Here is a 22,050-nt window from a genome sequence, read left to right on the forward strand (position 1 = left end):
GGTGGGCGGTGGCCCTGGCGCTGGCGGGGTGCAAGGGCTCGAAGGACGCGGACGGTCCCCAGGGCGGTCAGGCGGGCGCGGGCACCGCCCTGCCCGTGCAGACGCTGGCGCTGGCACCCGGCGAGGTGCAGGACGCGGGCGAGTACGTGGGCACGCTCATCTCCCGCAGCAGCATCTCCATCTATCCCCAGGTCGCCGGCTACGTGCAGGCGATTCCGGTGCGGCCCGGCTCGCGAGCGCAGCGTAACGAGGTGCTGCTGGTGGTGGACCCGCGTCGGGAGGCGGCGGGGCTGCGCGCCACCCAGGCCCAGCGTGCGTCGGCGCTGGCGCAGCGCGAGTTCGCCCGGAGCACCCGCAAGCGCAGCGCGCAGCTCCTCAAGGAGGGGCTCCAGAGCCGCCAGGACTATGACCAGGCGGTGGCGCAGGCGCAGCAGGCGGAGGCGAGCGCGCGGGCGATTGAAGCGCAAATCCAGTCGCAGCGCGTGCAGCTCGGCTTCTACGAGGTGAGCGCGCCCTTCGATGGCGTGGTGGGAGACATCCCGGTGAAGGTGGGCGACTACGTGACGCCGCAGACGCGGCTCACCTCGCTGGACCAGAGCAAGGTGCTGGAGCTCTCCGTGCAGGTGCCGGTGGACCGCGCCCTGCGCGTGCAGGTGGGGAAGACGCCGGTGGAGGTGCTGGACGCGGACGGCAAGGTGGTGGTGTCCGCGCCCGCCTTCTTCGTTGCGCCGACGCCCGCCTCGACGACGCAGTTGGTGGAGGTGAAGGCCGCCTTCGAGAACACGGGGAAGCTGCGCGCCGGCCAGTTGGTGCGCGTGCGCGTGGTGTACGCGGCGCGCGAGGCCCTCATCGTGCCCATCGTCGCGGTGACGCAAATCAGCAGCCAGTCCTTCGTGTACGTGGTGGGCAGCGCCGACGGAGGCACTGTCGCCCGCCGCACGCCGCTGGAGGTGGGCGACGTCACGGGCAACGACTACGAGGTGACGGGAGGGCTGGACGCGGGAGCGCAGGTCGTGGTGACCGGATTGCAGTTGCTGCGCGATGGCCAACCCATCAAACCCACGCCCGCGAAGCCCGAGGGCCAGGGCGTGGGCGGCGCCTCCGACGCGGGCCAGTGAGAGGACGGCATGTTCACTGACTTCTTCATCCGCAGGCCCATCTTCGCCAGCGTGCTGTCCATCCTCATCACGCTGACGGGGGCCATCAGCATCCCGTCCCTGCCCATTGAGCAATATCCGGACCTGTCGCTGCCGGAAGTGCAGGTGACGTCGACGTACATCGGCGCGTCGGCGGAGACGGTGGAGAGCGCCGTGACGACGGTGCTGGAGCGCCAGCTCAACGGCGTCCAGGGGATGCGCTACATCTCCTCCACCAGCAGCAACACGGGGGCGAGCGCCATCACCGTGACGTTCGACCAGGGCCGGGATTTGGACATCGCGGCGGTGGACGTGCAGAACCGCGTGTCCACCGCGGCGCCGCAGCTCCCCGCCGCCGTCAACGCGCTGGGCATCACCGTCAACAAGGCGCAGACGCAGTTGCTCATGGCCTTTGGCCTGTTCGACGCGGAGGGCCGCTACGACACGGGCTTCCTGAGCAACTACGCGGACGTCTACATCCGCGACGCGCTCCTGCGAGTGAAGGGCGTGGGCGACGTGCGCATCTTCGGCGAGCGGCGCTTCGCGATGCGGCTGTGGCTGGACCCGACGGAGCTGGCGCGGCGCGGGCTGCAGGCCTCGGACGTCGTCGCGGCGCTGAGCACGCAGAACGTGCAGGTGGGCGCGGGGAAGGTGGGCCAGGCGCCGGCGCCTCCGGGGCAGAACTACCAGTTCACGCTGCAGGTCCAGGGACAGCTCGCCACGCCGGAGCAGTTCGGGGCCATCGTGGTGCAGCGGGGCCAGGACGGCTCGCTGGTGCGGGTGCGGGACGTGGGCCGGGCGGAGCTGGGCGCGGAGGACTACTCGCAGCTGTTGCGCTTCAACGGCCGGGACGCCGTGGGTCTGGGCATCTTCCAGCTCCCGGGCTCCAACGCGCTGCAGGTGCGCGACGGCGTCGTCACGGAGCTCAACCGCCTGAAGGCGAGCTTCCCTCCGGGCATGGACTACCAGGCCGCCTTCGACACCACCGTCGCGGTGCAGGCGTCGATTGAAGAGGTGCTCATCACGCTGGGCGAGGCCGTGCTCCTCGTCGTGCTGGTCATCTTCATCTTCCTGCACGGCTGGCGCAGCGTGCTGGTGGTCGCCACCACGCTGCCGGTGTCATTGATTGGCACCTTCCTCTTCGTCAACGCGCTCGGCTTCTCGCTCAACACCCTCACCCTCTTCGGCCTCACGCTGGCCACGGGCCTCGTCGTCGACGACGCCATCGTCGTCATCGAGAACGTGGAGCGCACCATGGAGGAGGGCCTCTCGCCGCGCGAGGCCACCCAGCGAGGCATGCGCCAGGTGGCCGGCGCCGTGGTGGCCATCGCCCTGGTGCTCTCCGCGGTGTTCGTCCCGGTATCCTTCTTCCCAGGCACCACCGGCTCCATCTACCGCCAGTTCGCGCTCACCCTCGCCTTCTCCATCAGCCTCTCCGCGCTGGTGGCGCTGACGCTCTCCCCCGCCCTGTGCGCCCGGCTGCTCAAGCCCCAGGAGGGCCAGAAGTGGAAGGTGTTCCGCCAGTTCGACAAGGGCCTGGACCGCTTCCGCGACGGCTACAGCCGGCTCCTGGAGAAGCTCATCGGTCCCTTGAAGTGGCCGGTCATCGCGGTGTTCGGCCTGTGCCTCGTCGGAACGGTGCTGGTGTACCGGTCCACGCCCTCCGGCTTCATCCCGGACGAGGACCAGGGCTACATCATCATCGCCGTGCAGGGCCCGGAGGGCACGTCGCTCGACTATACGCGGCGGGTGCTGCTCCAGACGGAGGACGTGCTGAAGAAGCAGCCCGAAACGGTGGACATCTTCACCGTGGGCGGCTTCTCGCTGCTGGGCACCGGCGCCAACTACGGCACCCTCTTCGTCAACCTGAAGCCCTGGGACGAGCGCAAGACGCGCGAGTCGAGCGTGGCGGGCCTGATTGAGCGGCTGCGCGGTCCGCTCATGGCCATTGGCGGCGCGCGCGTACTGCCCTTCCAGCCGCCGGCCATCCGCGGCGTGGGCAGCGTGGGCGGCTTCGAGTTCATCCTGGAGGACCAGCAGGGAGGCCGCTCGCTGGCGGACCTGGCGAAGACGACGGAGGCGCTGGTGGGCAAGGCCAACCAGTCTCCGGTGCTGCGCGGGGTGTTCTCCTCCTTCACCGCGAACACGCCGCTGCTCGACATCGAGGTGGACCGCGAGAAGGCGCTGTCGCTGGGTGTGCCCCTGGACGCACTTTTCTCCACGCTACAGGTGTACCTGGGTAGCCAGTACGTCAACGACTTCACTTTCTCAAATCGCGTGTATCGCGTGTACGTGCAGGCGGCGATGCCCTTCCGCAGCGTGCCCAACGACATCGGCGCGCTGTATGTCCGCTCGGCGGGCGGGGAGATGGTGCCGCTGGAGGCCCTGGTGCGCATCAAACCCATCACCAGCGCGCAGAACATCCAGCACTACAACCTGTATCGCTCCGCGGAATTGAACGGCCAGGCGGCCCCCGGCTCCAGCAGCGGCCAGTCCCTGGATGCCATGGAGAGCGCGGCGCGAGAGGTGCTGTCGGAGGGGTACACCTTCGAGTGGACGGGCCTGTCGCTGGAGCAGAAGGAGGCGGGCGGGCGCGTGCTCATCATCTTCGCGCTCGGCATCATCTTCGTGTTCCTGGTCCTCTCCGCGCAGTACGAGAGCTTCGCCTTGCCCTTCGTCATCCTCCTCGGGGTGCCGGTGGCCATGCTGGGCGCGCTCGGGTTCCAGAACCTGCGCGGGCTGCAGAACGACGTCTTCTGCCAGGTGGGACTGGTGATGCTGGTGGGCCTGTCCAGCAAGAACGCCATCCTCATCGTCGAGTTCGCCGAGCAACTGCGTCACCAGGGCAAGAGCGTGACGGAGTCCGCGATTGAGTCCGCGCGCACGCGCCTGCGTCCCATCCTGATGACGTCCTTCGCGTTCCTCATGGGCGTGATACCGCTGGTGCTCGCGTCAGGCGCGGGCGCGGCGGCGCGCAAGTCGCTGGGGACCACCGTCTTCGGCGGCATGTTGCTGTCGACCTTCGTCAACCTCATCTTCATCCCCGTGCTGTACGCGGTGGTGGAGTCCGCGCGCTCCCGTCTTCTCAAGCGGCACGAACACGCACGGCCCGATGGCGGAGGGACACCACCGCCCAACGAGCCGCCGCGTCCGCAGCCGGCCTGAGCCACGTGGCGGGGCCGATACGACCCAATATCCCAAGCCGGAGGGTTCGCTATCCTCCGGTGATTGATGGCCCGCTCCATGCCCCTCGACGTCCAGCGTCGTCGGCTGTACGCACTCAAGCGCGCTCCCGCCCTGCGGCACACCAGCAACACCGTCCTGCTCCAGATGTTGGATGTGGCCTGGGATGTCACATGGGCCAAGGACACGGTGCTGTGCGAGGAAGGCCAGGAGGCCCACGGCTTCTTCCTGCTGCTGGAAGGAGAGCTGGAGGCACACCGTGACGGCGAATTGCTGCTGACACTGCGCCCTGGAACACCGCTGGGATTCGAGGCGCTGATGGGCGGCCACTACTCCGTCACGGCGCGCGCGGCGACGTCCTGCAAGGGCCTCTTCTTTCCACGCGACGGCGTATGGACGCTCGTCCAGGCGCGCGCGGGGCTGAGACAGGACCTGAAGCGGCTGCTGGCTCACGCCGAGCCACCGAAACAAGAGGACCCGCTGCCGAACGTGGAGGTGGTGACGTTCGCGAGCGAGGTGCGAGACACGCCCCTGTCACGGCTCATCGAGCTGGTGGCCAAGGTCATCACCCACGACTTCAAGGACAGGGTGTTGCTGGTGCGCACGGCGGAGCCGGGCTCGGACGAGCTGCCGGTGAAGGGCGCGGACGGCGTGCTGCGCGCCACGGTGCCAGCGCCCGAGCCGGGCGCGCCGGGACGCCTGAGCGTGGAGCGGCTGCGCGAGCTGGCCCGGGAGCACGACCCCCACTACGTCTTCCTCGACGGCTGCCGGGTGGAGGGCGACGCGCCGCTGGTGGACAAGCACGTGCGGCTGGTGACGCGCCACGAGGACACCCGCGTCTCGCGCTCCGGCAAGCACCGCGTGCTGCCCACGGTGGTCATCGACCCGAGGAATCCGACGCGGGAACCGGAGCTGCGAGGCCGGGCGTACACGGGCCCGCGCGAGGATGCCCACGTCCTGCCACCTTGTCGCCTGCGGGTGGACCTGCGACGGCTGGCTTCGCTGGTGGTGGATGCGAGGCCGCTGAAGGAGGTGGGCCTGAGCCCCGCCGAGCGGGACGCGCTGTCACGCTGGGCCCGGGCCATCACCCACCGTCGCGTGGGGCTGGCGCTCAGCGGCGGCGGCGTGTGGGGCTTCTACCACGTGCACATCTTGCGCTGGCTGGTGGAGCACCGCGTGCCGGTGGACTTCATCAGCGGCTCCAGCATGGGTTCGCTCGTGGGGGCGTACTTCTGCGGCACCGCGCTGGATGGACACAGCGGCCTCGAGGGGCTGCACCGGCTGGAGGAGCGGGCCATGAGCCACCGGCTGTCGCTGGCGGCGATGGCGGCGGTCGTCTCCACGTACTCGCTGGAGCATCTGGTGACTCAGGATTTGGGCGACGTGGGGCTGGAGGAGCTGCCCATCCGCTTCCTGCCGGTCGCGACGGACCTGACGAGCGGCGAGTGCGTGGCGCTGGAGCGGGGCCCCGTGGCACGCGGAGTGCGTGCGAGTGGCTCCGCGCCCGGACTCTGGGCCCCCACGCTGGTGCCTCCCGCACGCTACGTGGACGGCGCCTTCACCAGCATGGTGCCCGCGAGCGTGCTGGTGAGCGCGGGCGCGGACCTCGTGTTCTCCAGCAACATCTTCCCCTTCGGCATGCGTGAAACCGCCTGGATGCCGGAGTCACGCGTGGGCCGCTTCCTCGCGGGTCTCAATCCCGTGTCCAGGGCGCTGGACCTGATTGCCAGCGGTGTGTTGCTGTTGCATCACAGCGGTGATGCGGAGAGCTCGATGGCGGACGTGAGTTACGACATCCGGTCAGCGGACACACCGCTGCGGACGGCGATGGAGTTCAGCAAGGCGCGAGACATCCTGAAGCGCGCCGCGTCGGATGAAGCGCTGGCCTCGAAGCTCACGGAGCTCCAGGCCCACTGGCAGCAGATGCGCCTGCACTGCGGTCCCCATGGGCGGCGCTGTGGGGGACAGCAGGCGGCATGATTCCCGTGCGAATCCTGGGGACCGCGAGCCTGCAGCCGGGCCCGGCGGTGACGACGGAAGCGCTGTGCGCGCGCGTGGGCCGCGACGCCACGGAGGTGCTGCTCAAGACGGGCATCCGCACACGGCACTTCGCGCCGCCGGGGACGACTTCAGCGGACGTGGCGGCGCAGGTGCTGCGCGGCGCGCTGGAGGCGGCGGGGCTGGAGGCGAAGGCGCTGCGGCGCATCTTCTGCGTCTCGTCCATGGGGGGCGACGTCACCACGCCCGCCACGGCGAACCGGGTGGCGGCGGCGCTGGGCCTGTCGGGCAGCTGCGACGCGATGGACCTGAGCAACGCGTGCATGGGCTTCTTGAGCGCGTTCGACCTCGCGGCGCGCTCGGTGGCGACGGGGTTGGGGCCGGTGGGCATCGTCTCCGTGGAGCTGTTGTCGCGCACGACGACGCCGGAAGACCCCAGGCCCTACCTGGTGCTGGGAGACGCCGCCGCCGCCGCGGTGCTCGGGGCCGGACGGCCGGGCGAAGGCGTGCTGGGCGTGGCGCTGGGCAACGACGGCACGCTGCCCGCGGACGTGGTGCTGGAGAACCCTCACGTGACGGGCAGGCCGGAGCGGATGCGCTTCCTGACGCCCAACAAGGCGATGACGCGCGTGGCGTTGGACGCGCTCTTGCGCGCCGCTCGCACCGTCCTCGAGGAGGCCCGGGTGGAGCTGCGCGACGTGGAGTGGGTGCTGACGCATCAGCCCAACGGGAGGATGTTGGAAGCGGTCCTGGATGCGATGGGCGTGGAGCAGGAGCGCGGGGTGCGCGTGGTGGACACGGTGGGGAGCGTGGGCTCCGCGTCGCTGCCCACGAGCCTGGACCGGCTGTTGCGCACCCGTCCGGTGAAGGCCGGGGACCGCATCCTCATGGTGGGCGTGGGCGCGGGCGTGGCGCACGGCGCGGTGCTGTACCAGGTGGGAAGATGAAGCGCGCGGGCGGACTCCCGCTCGCCGCGTGGCTGGGTGCCTTCGGGTGGCTGCGGCGCTACCACCGCTACGAGGTGGTGAACCTGGAGCCGCTGCTGCGTCCGGGGGCCAAGCTCATCGTCGGCTATCACGGGCGTCCCCTCGCGGTGGACCTGTGCATGCTGACGGTGACGCTGCACGAGCACCTGGGCTACCTGCCGCACGGCGTGGCGCATGGCGCGTTCGACCGCATCCCCGGCATGCGCGCGGTGGTGGACGGGCTGGGCTTCGTCACCGGAGACGACCCACGGCTGGCGGAGGCGGTGGCGCGAGGCGAGCACGTGCTGTTGCAACCCGGTGGCACGCGCGAGGGCTGTCGCAGCTTCCGGCATCGCTACCGGGTGAGCTGGGGCGAGCGGCTGGGCTACCTGCGGCTGGCGGTGCGCTACCGGCTGCCGATTGTCCCCGTGGGGGGCAGCGGCATGGATGACGCCTACGTGGGCCTCAATGACGGGTACGCGCTGGGGCGGCGCGTGGGGATGCCGGCGCGGATGCCGCTGTGGCTGGGGCTGGGCGCGACGGGGGTGTGGCCGCTGTCGCTGCCCTTCCCCGTGAAGATGACGCAGTGGGTGGGAGAGCCGCTGACGCGCCATCTGGAGCCGGGCTTCGACGCGGACGACAGGGAGTCGATGTTGGGAGCACACCAGGAAGTGGCAGGCGCCGTGCAGGCACTGCTGGACCGGGCACGCGGCCGGCGGCCCGGGACGATGGACTGAGCGAAGCAGGGAAGGCAGTGGAGCGATGAGCGACTCGGAGGAGGAGAGAGGCACCGGAGGGCGGCAGTGGGCGCTCATCCTGGGGGCCTCGTCGGGCACGGGCGCGGCGATTGCCAACGCGGTGGCGCGCAAGCCCGGGCTGGACGTGTTCGGAGTGCACCGGGGCCGCTACGTGGACAGCGCGGCGCAGGTGGAGCGGCAGGTGAAGGAGGCCGGGCGGCGCGCGCTCCTGTGGCAGGCGGACGCCTCCACACCCGAGGCGGCGGAGGCGGGCGTGCAAGCCCTGCGCGAGGTGGCGGGGCCGCGCTCGGTGAAGCTCTTCGTCCATTCTATTGCAGGTGCATCCGTGGGGCGATTCCTGTCGGAAGGCGAGGACCGGCTCCACGCGCGGCGCATGCGCAGGACGTTCGACACGATGGCGCACTCGTTCGTGTTCTGGGCGCAGGCGCTGGTGGCCGGGGACATGCTGGCGCCGGATGCGAGGCTGCTCGGGTTGCAGAACTCGCTGGACGAGACGCACCTGTCGAACACGGCGCTCATCAGCGCGTCGAAGGCGGCGTTGGAGATGTACGTGCGCTACCTGGCGATGGAGCTGGGCGGCCAGGGGCACCGGGTGAACCTGCTCAAGTTCGGCACGGTGCTCACGCCCGCGCTGAAGCACGTGTACTCACCCGAGGCCCTGGCGCGGCTGGAGGCGGCCCACGCGCGGATGAACCCCGCCGGACGCATGTGCACGCTGGAGGAGGTCGCGACTTTCGTCAGCGTGCTCGCCGGCGACGAGGCCGGCTGGTTCAACGGCGCCACCATCGACTACTCGGGAGGCATGACGCTGCGCCTCTTGGATTTGGTGCTCAACCCGTGACGGGGGCCACCGCGAGGGCCGGCATCCGGAAGCGCAGGCAGTAGAAGAACGGCGACACCTGCTCCTCCAGCACGTCCATCGCGCGGGAGGGCAGAAGCTCCCGGGGACAGTGCGCGTCGCGCGTGTAGAAGGTCAGCGCGCGGAACGCGGCGCGCTGGAAGAGCGAGGGGCGGTGGGCCGCGTCCAGTTGCTCGTCCACCACCACCACCGGCGTACCCGGCTTCGCCACGCGCGCAAGCTCCCGCAGGCCCGCGGCCGGGTCGCGATAGCCGCCAATGCCTCCCACGCTCAGCACCCGGTCGAACATGGCCGAGGGGAACGGCAGCGTGTGCCCGTCCGCCATCATCAGCCGCACGCCCGGATAGCTCCCCTTGCGCAGCCGGCGCTGACAACGCTCCAGCATCCCCTCGCTCAGGTCCACGCCCCAGACCTCCACCTCCTGGCCCATGGCCAGCTCCCGGCGGATGAGTGGCAGGTTCGCGCCCGCGCCCACGCCCACCTCCAGGATGCGCAGGGGCGCGCCATCCCCGGTGGGACGCAAGGCGCCCAGCTCCAGGCGGCGCAGGTAGCCCGCGCGCATCTTCGACTCGGTGACGGACTGGAGCAGCGGCGTCAGCACCGTCGTCAGCGGGTCATGCAGCGCGGGCAGCCCGTCGTAGATGACGCGCATCAACCGGTCCGTGCCGCGCACCGCATCCTCGCGATACAGCCGCGCGAGGCCCCGCTTCACCGGCCACGCCTCGCCACAGCCTCCGCAGCGCAGCCAGCCCCACGACAGGCGACCCTCCTCCTGCTGACCGTGGAACACCAGCGTCCCCGTGCAGGCCGGGCAGGCCAGCAACGCGACGTCCCCCGCTTCCAATCCGCTACGCACCGGGACTTTGTAGCACCCTCGCCAGGGCCAGGTCGTCTTGCGCGCCCATCTGTTCGAAGCGCTCCAGCGCGCGTGTCAGATGCGGACGTCGCGCCGGGTCCTCGGAGGGCAGGTGTCGGGCCAGCTCGAACCGCGCGCGCGCCTCCTCGTACGCCGTCTCCTTCGCCGTCGCCACGGCGACACACTCGCGCCACGCCGCATACGCGCGGGGGGCGTCACCCGACAGCCACGCCTCGCACCCGCGCCACAGCTTCGCCGCGGGCTCCGCGAAGGTGAACACCCGCGCGAAGTCCTCCACCGCGCGGCACGCCGCCCGAGCGTTCTCCATCAGCGACACGTCGCGGCCACCCTCGCGCTCCCACAGCGTGAGCAGCACCTCCGCCACCGCCGTGACGGGGAAGTAGATGAAGTGCGCCACCGACTTGCCCGCCACCAGCTTCGCCAGCGCCTTCTCCGCCGCCACCCGCGCGCCCGCCGCATCGCCTTCGCGCAGCCGCAAGAGCGCCAGCGTGCCGTCCAGGATGATGCGGTCCGTGAGGCCGCCCTGCGCCTCCGTCCAGGCCACCGTCTGCTCCAGGGACGCGCGCGAGCGCGCGTGCTCCCCCAACCGCAGGTGGATGTAGCCCTGGTAGTGCAGCGCCCAATGCTGCGTCTGGAGCGCCCCGCGACGGCGCGCCGAGTGCTCCAGCCAGTCCATCAGCGGCAATCCCTTGTGGAACTTCCCCTGGTAGCAGGACACCACGGTGAGCAGCGCGCGGCACTCCTCCGCCAGCCGCATGTCGCCGACGGAGTCGACGATGCCGATGGCCCGCTCCAGCCACGCCTCCACCTCCGCCCACCGCGCCATGTACGTCGAGTACACGGCGTTGCGACACAGCACGTAGGCCAGGTCCGCGGGGTTGCCCATGCGCTCGGCCACCTCCCGCGCGCGCCCCACCCACGCCTCCGCCACCGGGCGCACCGGCACCGTGCCCGCCACCACCGCCATGTTGGTGTAGCCACGCGCCAGCTCCGACGACGCGCCCGCCGGCTCGCACAGGTTGAGCATGCGCAGGCCCGCCCAGAGCACCGGCAGCGCCTCCTGCCCGTAGATGAACGCGTCCGTCAGCCGCATCAACAGCCGGCCCGCGACGCGGCGCACCCGCCGCCGCTCCTCCGTCTCCTCGTCGTATGCGTCCGGGCGCGCGCTCTGCGCCAGCCGCAGCCCCACCTGCACCAGCGTGCCCACGGCCCAGCCCAGGCGCGTGGTGGGCACCGGCCAGCCGAAGTGCCGCAGCGCCCGCTCCGCGTGGCCCCGGAACGCCGCCAGCTCTCCCAACTGGAAGCGCGCCTCCGCCAGCAGCGCCTCCAGGTGGCCCTGGTGCAGCGAGTCGCGCGCGGGCACCCGCTCCAGCGCGCGCGTGAGGAAGGGCAGCGCTTCGCGACAGGCGCCGACGCGCAGGGCCTCTTCACCCGCGCGCTGCGCATACGCCGCCTCGCGCGCGGAGTCGCCCGCCTCACCCCAGTGGTAGCAGAGCGCCGCCGTGCGCTCGGAACCATCGCGGTACGCCGCCTCCATCGCCTCCGCCACCCGGCGGTGCAACAGGGGCCGCTCCGCGGCGGCCAGCTCCTCCAGCACGCCCTCGCGCAGCTTGTCGTGCGCGAAGCGCCAGTGCCCGTCCGCCACGTCCAGCACCGCCGCCGCCGCGCAGTACGACAGCCAGCGCTCCACGTCCACGCCCGGCGCCGCGTGCCTGAGCAGCGTCACGTCCACCTGCCGCCCGACGATGGCGGCCACGCGCAGCAAGTCGCGCGAGCTGGCGGACACCTTCTCCAGCCGCCGCCGCACCAGCCGCCGCACGCCACCGGCGAACACGCGCTCCGGCAGCGGCATGTCGCCCAGCCTGTCCAGCCCGCCCGCCTCCTCCGCCAGCGCGCGCGCCACCTCCACCAGGAAGAACGGATTGCCCTCCGTCTCGCGGCGCAGCAACTCCACCAGGTGCGGCCTGCTGCCCGCCGGGCCAATCATCGACTCGCTGAGGACGGAGATTTCCACCGCGTCCAGCCGAGGCAGCCGCAGCACGTCCAGCCCGGGCAGCTGCGTGGGCAGCGTGGGCGCCTCGTCATCGCGGAAGCTGCCCAGCAGCAACAACGGCAACCCCGTGGCGCGAGCGGCGAGCCGAGACAACAACAGCAGTGACTCCGCGTGGGCCCAGTGCAGGTCCTCCAGGAGCACCACCGTGGGCTGCGTCAGCCGCGCGAAGATGTCCTCCACCACTTGCAGCAGGCGCGCCTGCGCCATCTCCGCGCCCAGCTCCGCGGGGTCTGGCACCGCGCGCCCCAGGATGACCTCCAGGTCCGGCACCAGCGGCTTGAGGACGCTGGCCTCGCGGTCATCCAGCGGCGTGAGGATGGACAGCCAGCGCAGCACCGGCCGCCACTCCTGATACGGACTGCCGCCCGCGGCCACCGCCTGACCGCGCAACACCACCGCGCCGCGCACCAGCGCCAGGGGCCGCAGCTCGTCGAGCAGGCGCGACTTGCCCACCCCGCTCTCTCCGCCCACCAGCAGCCCACCGCCGCGCCCCAGGAGCGCCGCGTCCAGCACGGAGGACAACAGCGACAGCTCGCGCGCGCGGCCCACGTAGCGCGCGGCCTGCAGGAAGCTCTCGCGCGTGGTGACGGACTCGGACGGCACGGGGCGACGGGTGGCGGCGCACAGCGCGGCAATCACCTCGTCCGCGCCGCGAGGACGGCGCCGCGAGTCCTTGGAGACGAGCCGCTCCAGCACCTCGTGCAGCGCCTCCGGGAAGTCCGGGGGCGCGGGCGGAGCCTTCCCGTCGAAGGGCAGCCGTCCGAAAATCATCTGGCACGCCATGGCGCCGACGCTGAAGAGGTCCGTCACCTCGGAGGGCGGCTGGTCCTCGAACAGCTCCGGGGCCAGATAGCCAGGCGTGCCGCCCGGCTGCGCGCTGTGCACCTGCTCGCGTCCCACGGCGAGCCCGAAGTCGAGCACCTTCACCTGCCCGCGCGCCACCAGCACGTTGGCGGGCTTGAGGTCGCGGTGGATGATGCCTCGGCGGTGCAGGTACGCGAGCGCCTGGAGCGTCTGCACCAGCAGGTCCACCTGCACGTCGAGCGGCTGATTCGTGCCCGCCTGCACCAGGTGCCGCGCATCCTCCAGCAGGTCCATGGCCAGGTACGGCCGGTGCTCGGCGTCGAAGCCGTAGTCGAGCACGCTGATGACATGGGGATGTCTCACCGAGGCCAGCGTCTGGAACTCGTGAGCCAGTGACAGCGCCAGCTCATGGCGCGCGGCGGAGGACGGGGTGTTCTCACCCGGCGGCGCCTTCACCAGGTCTTCCACCGTCTTGTGCAGCCGCTTGATGGCGACCGGGCCGTTCAGCAGGTCCTGCGCCCGCCACACCGTTCCCGCGCCGCCCCGCCCCAAGAAGTCGGAGATGCGGTAGCGCCCACCCACGACCTCGCCGTCGAAGAGGCGGCGTGCCGGGTCCTCGAGCCGAGGCTGTGTCGCATCCAGTGGGATTGAACGCATGTACGGGGGGCCGCCCGCCGTCATGATAACGAAGATTCAGGTTATCCGGGGGGTTGCTTTCCCCGGCTGATACACGGGGTGTTACACACCCGGCACGGGACGGCCTTCCCACCACCCCCCCAGGATAGGAGGGCCCGCCTGCTGGAATGTTCAGCGGCCGATGAGGCTCGCCAGGCCGCGGCCGCCCTGGATGGCGCCCAGGATGAGCGCGCCGAAGTAGGCGATGGTCCCCAGCGTCATGCCATGGCCCGCCAGGATGGCGTAACCGTCCCGCTGGAGAATGCCGATGGCGAAGAACAGCGCGGCCAGCGCGGGCAGGGTGTTGCTGAACGGCACGAGGCCGAACGGCGCCATCAGCAGCACGCCGGCGACGAACAGCATGAAGCCGTTGAAGCGGTTGGTGCTGGCGCCGTGGGTGAGCGCGAGCAGCCGCGGCTTGCTCAGGCGGTCCACCTTGGTGAAGACGTCCGCGCCCTTCTCCAGCGCGGGCTGGAGCGATGCGCGCGCCAGCTTCTTGTCCATCAGCCTGCGCGGCAGCCAGGGCACGCGGTTGAACGTCACGCCCACGCCGATGAGGACGATGAGCGCGCCGAACACGGTGGAGACGCCGGGCACGGAGACCGGCAGGAGGAAGGGGAAGGTGAGGATGCAGCAGAAGAGCAGCAGGCCCTGCTCGCCGCATGACTGCATCAGCTCGCGCACGGTGAGCGACTCGGGCAGCCGCGCGGCCAGGGCCCGCAACGTGGCGGACAGCTGGGTCTGGGTGTCGGAGAACTGCGCGGAGGACGAGGACGGCGAGGGCGTGGACATGGACGCCCCGCTGACTATCACGGCCGGGCGACCCCAGGTCAGCTCCAGGCGATGTCGTACACCGCTTCCTCGCCCTGTCGACGGACCACCTGCACGGAGGGGTGACGAGCGCCGCTCGCCTCCAGTCCCGCGAGGAACAGGCCCACGTAGAAGCCCGCCACCACCACGGGCCGGCAGGTGAGCGCGTAGTGCCCGGGTCCCCGAGGCTCCAGCGTGGCCTCCAGGTAGTTGGTGCCCGTGCGCAGGTTGCGCGTCATGCGCGCCAGCATCCGTTCAGGTCCCAACAGGCGCACGGTGGTGAGCAGCGCGCTGCCGATGAGCGTGGAGCCGAAGCCCTCCACGAAGCGGCGGCCCACGACGACGGCGCCCTCCTCCAGCGGCATCTGCGGCGCCAGCGTGTCGGCGGCCACCTTCAGCGCGCCCAGCCACACGTCCAGCGGATACGCGGGCGCCAGACGCCCCTTCGTGTCGATGCCCACCTGCTTGAGCCGGCCGATGCAGCGCTCATCGAGCTGGTCTCCCAGCGCGCGGATGAGGCCTTCAAAGCTCTGGGGGAAGACGAGAGGCTCGCGGGTGTCCAAGGCGGGCGGATGCTACGCACAGGACAGTGCGCTCCGCATCCGGCAGGTTGCCGAATTCGAGGTGGATTGAAACATCCACAGGTGAACATCTGTCTCGTCCTCCGGGATGACCCAGGGGGTGCGCGTGCCTATCTCGAAGGCGCATGCGGTGGTGGGTGGCCTGGGTGGTGGCGGCGTCGGTGCTGACGGGGTGTCCCGTCGCGTGCACGAAGGAGCGGTCGAAGCCGTTCCAGCTCACGGGTGAGGTGGGCTCGCACGGGCCGGACTTCGCGGTGGCGCTGTATCAGACGGTCGGCGTGCGCATGGCGCCGGGCAACCGGCTGACGTGGGCCAACAACGGCACGGTCTTCGACGTCATGGTGGAGGAGATTGGCCGCGCGCGCTCCTCCGTGCACCTGGTCATGTTCATCTGGCGACCGGGGCGCGCATCGGACCGGCTGGTGGAGGCGATGGCCGAGCGGGCGCGCGCGGGGGTGGCGTGTCGAGTGCTCGTGGACCCCCTGGGCAGCGCGGGCTTCGAGACGAACGTGAAGCCGCGCCTGGAAGCCGCGGGCTGTCGGGCGCACCTGTTCCGACCGCTGCCCGCGGACGAGAACCTGGCGCGCAACCACCGCAAGCTGCTCGTCGTGGATGGACGGGTGGGCGTCACCGGCGGGCTGGCGATTCAAGACGAGTGGCTGGGCGAGGGCCTGCGCGAGTCGGAGTGGCGCGACACGAACGCGCGCGTGGTGGGCCCGGTGGTGGAGCAGATGCAGCAGGCGTTCGCGGAGAACTGGCAGGAGACGACGGGAGAGCTGTTGCCCGTGAGCGACTTCCCCACGCTGGCGCAACCGGTGCCGGGGCTGGACGACGCGGGCGCGGGCTGGGCGGCCTTCGTGGGCAGCACGGCGAACCCGGAGGTGACGCGCGCGGAGCGGCTGACGCAGTTGATGGTGCGCGCGGCGACGAAGCGGCTGTGGATTGCGCAGTCGTACTTCACGCCGAACGGGCCGCTGTCGGAGCTGTTGCGGGAGCGGGCGCGCGCGGGCGTGGACGTGCGCGTGCTGGCGCCAGGGGACCTCAACGACCAGGGAATCATCACCGTGGCGCAGCGGGCGTCGTATGAGGCGCTGCTGGAGGCGGGCGTGCGCGTGTGGGAGTACCAGCCGTCGATGATGCACGCGAAGACGATGCTCGTGGATGACCGGCTCGTCCTGGTGGGCTCCATCAACTACGACCCGCTGTCCTTCAACGTGCTGGAGGAGGGCTCGCTGGTGATGGAGGACCTGGACGCCGCGAAGCAGATGGAGGCCTTCTTCCTGGAGGACCTGTCCCACGCGCGCGAGGTGGGCGACACCGGACAGGCGCGGCGCTGAGCGCGTCCGACGGGCTGGGCAGCCACCCTCCAGTGTGCTGAAGAGGGCCCTCTCTTCCCAACGCTGGAGCCGCCGCCATGACGCAGCCGTCCCGCCTTCTCTTCGTCGCCGGAGCCACGGGCGCCACGGGGCGCAACGTGGTGAAGCAGGCCCTGGCGCGCGACGTGCCGTTGATTGCACATGTGCGCCCCAAGAGCGCGGACACCGAGCCCGCGAAGAGCTGGCCGCGCAAGGCCGTCGTCGAGCTGGCGCGCGGCGAGCCGCTGGCGGAGGCGATGAAGGGCAGCACCACGGTGCTCCAGCTCATCGGGACGATGCGCAAGCGCTTCGCGTCGGGAGACACCTACGAGACGAGCGACATCGGCACCACGCGGCAGCTCGTGGAGGCGGCGAAGCAGGCGGGGGTGGACCACCTGGTGCTGCTCAGCTCGGTGGGCGCGGGCCGACCGGTGGGGGCGTACTTGAAGGCGAAGGCGGAAGCGGAGCGGCTGGTGCGCGAGAGCGGCATCCCCTGGACGGTGGTGCGCCCGCCCGCGTTCGAGGGCGAGTACCACCACCCGCCCGCGCTGCTGCGCATGCTCGCGAAGCTGCCGCTGATGGGCGGCCTGCGCCCCATCCACCTGGACCAGCTCGCCGCGGTGCTGCTGCACGTGGCCCTGAAGCGAGCACCGCTGAACACGGTGCTCGAAGGGGAGAGCCTGTGGAACGAGGTGGCGGCGAGCGGAGCGTGAGTCGGACCTGAGAGCGCCGCGCGGCGATGAGCCCCCGAAACCTCCCGGGGGCTCATGCGCCCGACATCAGACGGCCTTCTCGTCCACGAACTCACCGAGCAGCCGCAGATTGAACTGCTTCTCGAGCGGCTGGAGCGCCTCCGCGGACACGTCTCCCGGCGTATACGTGAGGTTGAGCCAGATGACCGGGAGCTCTCCTCCCGAGACCTTCAGGACGACCTTCGGGTCCAGCAGCTCGTTCTCCAGCTCCTCCACCTTGTGGAAGGCCTTCGCCTTGAAGCGCAGGCTCTTGCGCTGCTTGAGCAGCGGGTCGAGCGCCTGCTTGAGCGCCATGAGCCGCTCGTAGTCGTCCTTCTTCGTGCCCGCGCGATAGGGCGTCACATACTCGCGGCATGCCAGCGCCATGAACTAGCTCTCCTCTCCGTTGAGCACTCGGATGATCAAATCGCGAGTGCTCTCACCTTCCCGTGGGTTCACGACCTTCAGGCGACCATCCTTGTCGAATATCTTAATCGACTCCCCTGGCACCTGGGTGTTCTGAAGCGCGGGCGCATCATCTCCAATCACGAGCGGCACGTTGAATTCCAGATGGCTGATGCTTCCCGAGTCCGGCAACCCGGAGCTCGGGAGCCGCAGCGTCGGACGACCATCATCGCTCCCGATGGACGGGACCTGGTCCTCGAACCCAAGTTCCTCGCGCATCCAGTTGACGCGGAACTCCAGGTTCTTGTCGGGATGCGCCTTGCGCACGTCGTCCATGACCTTCTGGAGGCCGTTGGCGAAGCCGCCACCCATGTAGGCATCCACGAAGGCGAAGCGCGTCTCCCCGTTGGCGATCTTCCTCTCGAGCTCCTCGCGAATCTTGTCGTAGGGCTGGGTGCCCTTGGCCTTCTCGATGGTCGTCCGCCTGGCCTCGAGCGCCGGGTCGCCATGCGTCAGGACGTCGCCCAGGAACGCACCACCTCGCTCCACGACAATCAGTGAGTCGGGGTTGAAGGCGTTCAGGTTGTCGCGAATCGCGGAGACCTGCTGGCGGTTGGCCGCCAGGTTCGAGTCGGAGACATAGGTCTGATAGCGGCCAGGCTTGCCACCCACCTCCCGGAAGTCCCTGAGGATGGCATCACGCTGCTCGGAGGTGCGCTGCTCCGGGCTGGCGTCCTGGCTCATGGGGCCCGCCGCCGTGGAGAGCTGCTCACGCAGCCGGGTCATCTCGGTGGTGAGCTGCTCGGGCGTATAACGCCGCGTGGAGAGCCGCTCCAGCGTGAGCTGCTGCTCTCCTGGTGTCATGTTGGAGAAGGTCTCCTGGAACCGCGTGTCGTTCGCGAACTGCTCGCGCAACGCGGGCGGGTAGAGCTTCTCGGGCGTGTTCTGGAGCGCCGTTTGAATCCGCTCCGCGGGGGGGCGCGTGACATCGTCCACCATGTCCACGTGGCCCTGCCCCGAGGTGAGCGAGTCCACCTGGGAGGCATGGGTGCGCAGCTGGTTCTCCACGCTCGCGATGCGCTGCTCCAGGTCCTTGAGCTGGTCTGCCGTCGCGGGCGTGGTCTTGCCCGTCGCGCCAGAGACCGCCTCGTTGAGGCTGGCCTGCGTGGCCTCCAGGTTCTTGAGGATGCCTGAGAGCTTCTGCACCTCCAGCCGCGACTCGAAGCCCTGGGTGCCGTAGCCGGGCATGCCGGTGATGGCCTGCTTCACCTTGTCGATGAGCTGGCGCACCTTGCCCGTGGCGCCCTCGTAGCGCTGGAGCACGCGCGCCGTCTCCATGTGCGCCTGGATGTCCTCCTTCGTCGCATCCGGGCCCGCCTCGATGCGCACCTTGCCGTCGTCGTAGCGCACCTGCGTCGTGCGGCCCTGGAGCTCCGGGTTGCGCACCACGGGCACGGGAGGACGTCCCGTGTTGTCGGTGCCCACCTCGGGCCGCGTGGGGGCCGCCGTCGGAGGCAAGGGCACCAACTGCCCCGTCGCCGGGTTCACCCGGTACTCGGTGGGAGTCGTGGGCCTGTTCTCCACCCGGTTCCCGGGAGGACGCCCGGTCTGCTCGGGGCCACCCGTCGGAGCACCCGTGCGAGTGTCAGTGCCAGGGCTCGTCGTCGTGGTGCCCGGCTTCGGCTTGTTCGAACCGTTGGTTCCGTTCGAACCATTGGTGCCGTTCGTACCGTTGGTGCCATTGGAGCCGTTGGTTCCGTTCGAACCATTCGAGCCGTTGGAACCATTCGAGCCGTCACTGCCGTGGCGTCGTCGTCCGCCGCCGAGGCTGACGGTGGTGCCGGCGCCGCCGCTGCCGCCTTCGGCCGTGACATCGCGGTGCCGAGCGTTGAGCTCGAAGTCCACCACACCCAGCTTCGCGCCGATGCCCAGCTCGCGGTCCGTGAACGAACCGGTGGTGAACTTCGCGTCCACGTCCAGGCCGTCGAAGGCGGTGTCGAACTTCCCGTCCATCAGGTTCTTCGTCACCTGCTGGAGCTGCTCACCCTTCAGCCCGCTGATCTCCGCGGTGAAGAACTGCCCCTTCGGCCCCGCGTCCACCGAGCCCTCCACGGAGATGCTCGTCTCCGCGGGTCCCGCGAACGGCGCGGTGCCCGGGCTCGCCAGGAACGCCAGCACGTCCTTGGCGTCCAGCTTGCTCGCGTCCAGCGGAATGCTCGTCTCCAAGCTCACGGAGCCGGTGATTTCCCCGCCGAGGTTGAGGCCCGCCTTGCCCTTGAGTCCGCCGGCGATGCTCGCCGCGCCGGAGCCCTCGATTTCGAGCGAGCGCACCAGGTTCGTGGGCTTGCCCTTCTCGAACTCCACCCGGAAGCTCGTCGTCGCGCCGATGCTCGCGGACAGCTCCGCGCTGGCCGGGCCGAACTTGCCGCCGAGACCCGCTTCCGCCTCCGCGCCGATGTTCACTTCCATGGCCGACAGGTGGTCGAGGAGGAACTTGTGGTCCTCGCCACCGGACGCCAGCGCCGCGGGCCCCTTGCCCAGGATGACGGCCGCCTTCGCCGCTTCCTCCGGCGTGTCGAACGTCATCTCCATGCGGCCACCGGCCGACAGGGACGCCGAGCCCACCAGGCCCACGCCCACGTCACCCGTCACTTCGGCCGAGAGCTGGTACTTGCCGTCGGCGGTCTTCTCGACCTCGACCTCGCCCTCGATGCCGGCCTTGAGACCGACCTTGACGTCCAGGTTGCCGCTCAACGTCAGCGTGTCGCCCGCGCTGTTGAGCTTCTTGATTTCGTCCGCCACCGCGCCTTCGATGGGCGCGGTCACCTGGTCGATGACGTAGTCAATCGGCTTGAGCACCACGTCCTTGGCGAAGCCCAGCGCGTCCTTGGCGAAGTCCCCCGCCATGCCCGCCAGGTCACTCAGGCCCTCGGTGACGAAGTCCTTCGCGTCCTGGTACCAGGGGAGCTGGCGCTCCTTGTCGAGCTCCTTGGGCTTCGCGCCCGACGCCACCTTGCCGTCGGCGCCCGTCTCGAAGCTGACGTGGTCGTACTTCCAACGGTTGTCGTCCGCCTCCTGGAGGCTCTTCACCTCCGTGGGCTCGTGCTTCATCTGAAGCTGGCCGTCGGGGCCCACGGTGCCGGAGGACTTCAACGACGTCTGCGTCCGGTTCGCGTAGCCGTCGTCGAAGCGGCTGCCGTCCGGGTCATACCCCGTCACGGTGGTGTTGCTGGTGATGTGGCCCTGCGCCTGCCGGGTGAGCGCGGGCAGCGAGTCCGTGGACGCGGCGTCCTTGGGCCCGTAGGTGACTTCCTGCTGGCTGCGCGCCACCTGCACGCCGTTGCCGTTCTTGTCCGACGCGAGCGGCTGCGTGGACACCGACTCCGTCTTCTGCGTGGAGGTGGCGGGCTCGCCCTTCGCGTTGAAGCGAATCTCCTCCGTCGTCGTGAGGCTGGACTCGCCGGGCTTGAGGGAGGTGGGGTCCCGGTTGGTGTCGTGGTGGTCCTCGCCCTTGGAGGCGTCGTTCAGGGCCTTGCCCTGCTTCGCCTCGAAGTCGCTGATGGCCTTCCCATCGAAGCCCGGGGTGTGGATCTCCGTCTTCTTCACCTGCCTGGCGGGCAGGCCTTGCGCATTGAACTCCGTGTCCGTCGTCACCGTCGTCGGGCCCTGGGGCGTGCCGGGCCGTCCCACCAGCGCCGCCGAGGCCTTCTCCATGCGCACCTCTTCGGAGCGCGACAGAGGCACTGACGTGGCGGGGTTGTACTTCGTGGTGGACGTGGTGGTGGTGAGGCCCGTCTCCGGGCTCTGCGTCGACTGGCTCTTGCGCGACTCCAGGCTCGTCGTCTTGCCCTTGGAGTCCGCGGACTTCGTCCACGTCGTCTCGCGCGTGCCACCTTCCTTCGGCGATTCCTTCGCCGTCACCGTGGACGTGTAGCTGCCGTCCGGTTTGATGGTGACGGTGTTGCCGCTCTTCGCGTCGGAGAGCTGCGTCTCGCCGGTGAGGGCGTTCTTCTTCACGTCGTACGTCGCGCCGGAGGACGGGTCCTTGAACTTCTGGCCGTCCTTCAACTTCGCGGCGTCCTGGACGTCCTTGGCGTCCACCGCGTTGAGCGCCTCGGGAGGCTTCTCGCCCGCGACGGGTTGCCGCGCGGGGGCCTCGGCCTTTGGCGGCGCGGTGGTGCCGAGCAGCTTCTCCAGCTCGGCCTTGCGGCTGGTGCCCTCGAAGGCGGAGACCAGCTCGTTCTTCTTCGGCTTGACGCCGTCGATGTCCTTCTGCGTGTAGGGCTGAGGCTTCTTCTCCTCGGTGGCGGCGGTGTTCGCCTTGCCCATGGCCTCTTCGGCCTTCTTCGCGGTGAGGGCGACCTTCTCCTCGGCGGCCTGGAGCTGCTTCTCCGCGGCGGCGGTCTTCCGCGCGGCGGCCTGCTTCGCCTTCTCCGCGTTGGCGGCCTCCGTCTTCGTCCTCTGCGCCTCTTCGGGTTTCTGCCCGGGCTTCCGCGCGTTCTTCTGGGCGTCCGCGGCGGCCTTCTGCGCGACGGCTTGCTGTCGTTTCGCGGCCTCCGCCGCCTGACGAGCGGCTTCAGCGGCCTTGCGTGCGGCCTCCGCTGCCTTGCGCGCGGCCTCCGCTGCCTTGCGCGCTGCTTCCGCTCGCTGGCGAGCTTCCTCGGCGCGACGTGCTGCTTCCGCTGCCGCCGCCGCGCCCGAAGCGCCTGAACCACCACCCGTGGGTGACAGACCGCCCATGGAACAATCCCCTTTTCGTCAGAACTGACACCCTATTATCGAGAAGGCAGGCACAGGGTTACGTCCCAACTTTCCTGGATCTGCAAATAGTTGCGGAATGAGCCCTATCTGGAAACAGGC

14 protein-coding genes are annotated in these 22,050 nt (G+C 70.1%); 8 read left to right on the plus strand and 6 right to left on the minus strand.

Going from position 1 to position 22,050, the window contains the following annotated elements:
- Positions 1 to 8: 8 nt before the first annotated feature.
- The 6 genes from HUW62_RS20925 to HUW62_RS20950 all read left to right on the plus strand — a co-directional run bounded on the left by HUW62_RS20925 (position 9) and on the right by HUW62_RS20950 (position 8,881).
- The gene (locus HUW62_RS20925) at positions 9 to 1,118 is read left to right on the plus strand and encodes an efflux RND transporter periplasmic adaptor subunit (RefSeq protein ID WP_176435425.1); all 1,110 of its coding nucleotides are present in this window, start codon (positions 9 to 11) and stop codon (positions 1,116 to 1,118) included.
- Between the two features lie 9 nt (positions 1,119 to 1,127).
- A complete protein-coding gene (locus tag HUW62_RS20930) occupies positions 1,128 to 4,301 on the plus strand; it encodes an efflux RND transporter permease subunit (RefSeq protein ID WP_163865944.1) in 3,174 nt (1,057 codons plus the stop codon).
- A 78-nt stretch (positions 4,302 to 4,379) separates the two neighbouring features.
- Positions 4,380 to 6,299: a patatin-like phospholipase family protein gene (locus tag HUW62_RS20935; protein WP_163865943.1), complete on the plus strand. Its 1,920-nt coding sequence runs from the start codon at positions 4,380 to 4,382 to the stop codon at positions 6,297 to 6,299.
- Positions 6,296 to 7,264 (plus strand): 3-oxoacyl-ACP synthase III family protein, encoded by a 969-nt coding sequence (locus HUW62_RS20940; RefSeq protein WP_176435412.1) that lies wholly within the window; start codon positions 6,296 to 6,298, stop codon positions 7,262 to 7,264. Before HUW62_RS20935 ends, HUW62_RS20940 begins: the two co-directional genes overlap by 4 nt.
- On the plus strand, positions 7,261 to 8,019 hold the full coding sequence (locus HUW62_RS20945; RefSeq protein ID WP_176435413.1) for a lysophospholipid acyltransferase family protein: 759 nt from the start codon (positions 7,261 to 7,263) through the stop codon (positions 8,017 to 8,019). Before HUW62_RS20940 ends, HUW62_RS20945 begins: the two co-directional genes overlap by 4 nt.
- Positions 8,020 to 8,044: 25 nt before the next feature.
- Positions 8,045 to 8,881, plus strand: a complete 837-nt coding sequence (locus tag HUW62_RS20950) for an SDR family NAD(P)-dependent oxidoreductase (protein ID WP_163865940.1) — start codon at positions 8,045 to 8,047, stop codon at positions 8,879 to 8,881.
- Here HUW62_RS20950 and HUW62_RS20955 read toward each other — a convergent pair.
- The 4 genes from HUW62_RS20955 to HUW62_RS20970 all read right to left on the minus strand — a co-directional run bounded on the left by HUW62_RS20955 (position 8,871) and on the right by HUW62_RS20970 (position 14,681).
- Positions 8,871 to 9,755, minus strand: coding sequence for a methyltransferase domain-containing protein (locus HUW62_RS20955; protein WP_240356384.1), 885 nt, complete (start codon positions 9,753 to 9,755; stop codon positions 8,871 to 8,873). The genes HUW62_RS20950 and HUW62_RS20955 overlap by 11 nt on opposite strands.
- The gene (locus HUW62_RS20960; RefSeq protein ID WP_163865939.1) at positions 9,748 to 13,290 is read right to left on the minus strand and encodes a serine/threonine-protein kinase; all 3,543 of its coding nucleotides are present in this window, start codon (positions 13,288 to 13,290) and stop codon (positions 9,748 to 9,750) included. The genes HUW62_RS20955 and HUW62_RS20960 overlap by 8 nt, the downstream gene beginning before the upstream one ends.
- A gap of 150 nt (positions 13,291 to 13,440) precedes the next feature.
- Positions 13,441 to 14,100, minus strand: a complete 660-nt coding sequence (locus HUW62_RS20965; RefSeq protein ID WP_163865938.1) for an exopolysaccharide biosynthesis protein — start codon at positions 14,098 to 14,100, stop codon at positions 13,441 to 13,443.
- A 38-nt stretch (positions 14,101 to 14,138) separates the two neighbouring features.
- Positions 14,139 to 14,681, minus strand: coding sequence for a DUF2378 family protein (locus HUW62_RS20970; RefSeq protein ID WP_163865937.1), 543 nt, complete (start codon positions 14,679 to 14,681; stop codon positions 14,139 to 14,141).
- Between the two features lie 143 nt (positions 14,682 to 14,824).
- On the opposite strand from HUW62_RS20970, the gene HUW62_RS20975 reads away from it, so the two are divergent.
- Positions 14,825 to 16,036, plus strand: a complete 1,212-nt coding sequence (locus tag HUW62_RS20975) for a phosphatidylserine/phosphatidylglycerophosphate/cardiolipin synthase family protein (RefSeq protein ID WP_163865936.1) — start codon at positions 14,825 to 14,827, stop codon at positions 16,034 to 16,036.
- A 77-nt stretch (positions 16,037 to 16,113) separates the two neighbouring features.
- Complete coding sequence (locus HUW62_RS20980; protein ID WP_176435414.1) at positions 16,114 to 16,767, plus strand: SDR family oxidoreductase; 654 nt, start codon at positions 16,114 to 16,116, stop codon at positions 16,765 to 16,767.
- Positions 16,768 to 16,833: 66 nt separating this feature from the next.
- On the opposite strand, the gene HUW62_RS20985 is transcribed toward HUW62_RS20980, so the two are convergent.
- Together HUW62_RS20985 and HUW62_RS20990 are read right to left on the minus strand one after the other, a co-directional pair.
- Positions 16,834 to 17,172 carry a hypothetical protein gene (locus HUW62_RS20985; RefSeq protein ID WP_163865934.1) on the minus strand — a complete coding sequence of 113 codons (339 nt, stop codon included), beginning with the start codon at positions 17,170 to 17,172 and terminating at the stop codon, positions 16,834 to 16,836.
- A 3-nt stretch (positions 17,173 to 17,175) separates the two neighbouring features.
- Positions 17,176 to 21,930, minus strand: coding sequence for a hypothetical protein (locus tag HUW62_RS20990; protein WP_176435415.1), 4,755 nt, complete (start codon positions 21,928 to 21,930; stop codon positions 17,176 to 17,178).
- Between the last annotated feature and the right edge of the window lie 120 nt (positions 21,931 to 22,050).

This window comes from Myxococcus sp. AM011, assembly GCF_013372595.1.
GTDB lineage: Bacteria > Myxococcota > Myxococcia > Myxococcales > Myxococcaceae > Myxococcus > Myxococcus eversor.